The organism is Aeromonas sp. HMWF016 (genome assembly GCF_963878195.1).
Lineage (GTDB): Bacteria > Pseudomonadota > Gammaproteobacteria > Enterobacterales > Aeromonadaceae > Aeromonas > Aeromonas lacus.
This window is the reverse complement of record NZ_CAWNWX010000070.1, coordinates 5,469-8,705: the sequence shown is the minus strand read 5'-3', so window position 1 is coordinate 8,705 and position 3,237 is coordinate 5,469. Positions and strand designations below refer to the sequence as shown.

2 protein-coding genes are annotated in these 3,237 nt (G+C 61.8%); one reads left to right on the top strand and one right to left on the bottom strand.

The annotated features are described in order from the left end of the window. The coding region (locus AACS24_RS10315; protein WP_146181482.1) for a 2,4-dienoyl-CoA reductase FMN-binding domain-containing protein at positions 1-1,138 on the bottom strand (1,138 nt) is incomplete at its 3' end. 208 nt (positions 1,139-1,346) lie between these two features. Here AACS24_RS10315 and sppA point away from each other — a divergent pair. Next, positions 1,347-3,191, top strand: coding sequence for a signal peptide peptidase SppA (gene sppA, locus AACS24_RS10310; RefSeq protein ID WP_108573567.1), 1,845 nt, complete (start codon positions 1,347-1,349; stop codon positions 3,189-3,191). Positions 3,192-3,237 lie beyond the last annotated feature (46 nt).

The following is a 3,237-nucleotide window of genomic DNA, read 5'->3' as shown; positions in this document are numbered from 1 at the left end:
CCGCCAGCTTCTTGGGCTGTGGGACGCGGCCAAAGGTCAATTCGGTCTCGAAACAGGCGCGGGGATTGACCAGACAGGAGGCGCGCTTCTGCTTGAAGACGTGATCGAGGCAAGCCTGATTGCAGGCGATGCAGGTGTTGATCTCGTCCGCCCTGTCCTCGGCCGCCTTGATGACAAATTCAGGGTCAGCCAGGAAGGGGCGCGCCATGGAGACCATGTCCGCCTCGCCGCCTGCCAGAATGCGCTCGGCCACCTCGGGGGTATTGATCCGGTTGGTGGTGATAAGTGGCACGGTGAGGTGCTTTTTCAGCTCGGCAGTCACCCAGCTGAAAGCGCCACGCGGCACACTGGTGGCGATGGTGGGAATGCGCGCCTCGTGCCAGCCGATACCGGTGTTGATGAGGGTCACCCCCACCGCTTCCAGCGCTTTGCCAAGGGCAATCACCTCTTCCAGAGTCGAGCCCTGCTCCACCAGATCCAGCATGGAGAGGCGGAAGATAATGATGAAGTCAGTGCCAACCCGCTCGCGGATGGCGCGGACAATCTCCACCGGGAAGCGCATCCGCTTCTCAAAGCTGCCACCCCAGCCATCGCTGCGCTGGTTGGTGCGCTCGCAGATGAACTGGTTGATGAGATAGCCTTCCGAACCCATCACCTCGACCCCGTCATAACCGGCCGCCTTGGCCAGCGCCGCAGTGGCAGCGAAGTCGCGAATAGTGCCGCGGATCTGCCGCTCGCTCATGGCGCGCGGCTTGAAGGGGGAGATGGGCGCCTTGAGGGAGCTTGGCGCCAGACTGAACGGATGGTAAGCGTAGCGACCGGCATGGAGGATCTGCAGCGCAATCTTGCCCCCCTCCTTATGCACGGCACTGGTCACCTTCTTGTGCTTGCTTACCTGCCAGGGAAAGCTCAGTTGGGAGCCGTGAGGCACCAGCCGCCCACGCAGGTTGGGGGCGATGCCGCCGGTGACGATAAGGCCGACGCCACCGCGGGCGCGCTCGGCATAGAAGGCGGCCAGCTTGTCAAAACCGCCCTTCTCCTCTTCAAGGCCGGTATGCATGGATCCCATCAAAACGCGGTTGCGCAGCTGGGTGAAGCCGAGATCAAGCGGGGTCAGCAGGATTGGGTAACGACTCACGACGCCTCCAGTTAATTTTTTGTTATCAAACTGCAACTAGAGTAAAGAATCGAAAATGCTTTTTCAAACAATTGTTTGGATGATTTTTCAGCGAACAGCCGTGCCCTGAATGAAGTTAAGCGGTAACTCTTTGCAGGAAATGGCAATTGGGGGGCTAACTGGTTAATAATGAGCCCTCTTAACCCATTAACAGGGCGATAACTCGACTATGTCTATCTTCAAAGGTCTGGGTTGGCTGTTCCGCACGCTGTGGCGCCTGCTCAATTTCACCCGGCTGATGCTGGTCAATCTGCTGTTTCTCGCACTGGTACTGATCATCGTCTACAGCGTTGGCCAGAAAGAGGCTCCGGAGACGCCCATCGAAGGCGCTCTGACCCTCAACCTCAACGGCGTGCTGGTGGAACAGCGCAGCACGACCGATCCCACCTCGCAGCTGCTGCGCCAGATGGACAACAGCGACGAGCAGCCGAGCGAGATCCTTCTCTCCGACCTGCTGTGGGCCATTCGCAGCGCCAAGGATGACGATCGCATCAAGGCGCTGGTGATCAAGCCGCAAGGGCTGCAGGGCACCAGCTTCTCCAAGCTGCAGGAGGTGACCGCCGCCATCGACGAGTTCAAGGAGAGCGGCAAACCGGTTATCGCCATGGCCGACTTCTACACCCAGGGCCAATACCTGCTGGCCGCCCATGCCGATCATGTGCTGCTCAACCAGAGCGGCGCCGTGGTGATCGAGGGGCTCGGCGTCTACCAGACCTACTTCAAGTCTGCGCTGGAGAAGCTCAACATCACCCCGCATGTGTTCAAGGTCGGCACCTACAAATCCTTCGTCGAGCCCTATACCCGCGACGAGATGTCCCCCGAGAGCAAGGAGGCGAACCAGCGCTGGCTGGATCAGCTGTGGCAATCCTATGTGGCCGATGTAGCCGAGCAGCGCGAAATCGAACCGGACGCCGTGGCACCGGGCAAGGATCGCTTCCTCGAGCTGCTGCGCAAGGCCGGTGGCAACGCCGCCAACTACGCCCTCGACAACGGGCTGGTGGATCAGCTGGCAACCCGCGACGAGATGACCCAAGCGGTCATCAAGGAAGTGGGTGAGAGCGACGACCACGGCTGGAAAGGGGTTGGCCTGAAAGAGTATCTGGCCGCCATCCCGGATCAGTATCCCCAGAGCGGCAAGGATGAAGTGGGTCTGGTGGTCGCCAGCGGCGCCATCATGGATGGCGTCCAGCCTGCCGGCACCATCGGCGGCGATACCCTCTCCGACCTGCTGGCCGATGCTCGCCGCGATGACAAGGTGAAAGCCGTGGTCCTGCGGGTCGACAGCCCGGGCGGCAGCGCCTTCGCCGCCGAGCAGATCCGCGCCGAGCTGCTGGCCCTGAAACAGGCTGGCAAGCCGGTAGTCGTCTCCATGGGCAGCTACGCCGCCTCCGGTGGCTACTGGATCTCTGCCGATGCGGACAAGATCTTCGCCTCCCCGACCACCCTCACCGGCTCCATCGGGGTGTTCGGCATGTTCGCCACCATCGACAAGGCACTCTCCCAGTACGGCGTGCACACTGACGGCGTCGGCACCACCGACTATGTCGGCGTCGGTCTGACCCGTGCCCTGCCGGAACACGTCGGGCAGGCGATCCAGCTGAGCGTCGAGGATACCTACCAGCGCTTCGTCGGTCTGGTGAGCAAAGGCCGTGGCCTGAGCCCGGAAGAGGCGGAGAAAGCTGCTGAAGGTCGCGTCTGGACTGGCGAGGATGCCAAGGAGCTCGGTCTGGTGGATGAGTTCGGCAACCTCAATGACGCCATCAAGGCGGCGGCCGATCTGGCCAACCTCAAGGAGTGGCAGGTCACCCCCATCGAGCAGGAGGAGTCCACCAAGGACAAGTTCCTGCGCCAGCTGTTCGACAGCAGCGCCCGCGTGCTCGCCCCGCAGCTGCAGAGCTGGCTGCCGGCCGGCTTTGGCAAGGCGCTGAGCGAGGTGAACCGCAGTCTCGACCCGCTCACCCGCTTCAACGACCCGCAAGGCACCTACGCCTTCTGTCCGGTCTGCGTGCCATAAGATGCAGCACACGAAGCAATAAAAAACGGCGACCATCTGGTCGCCG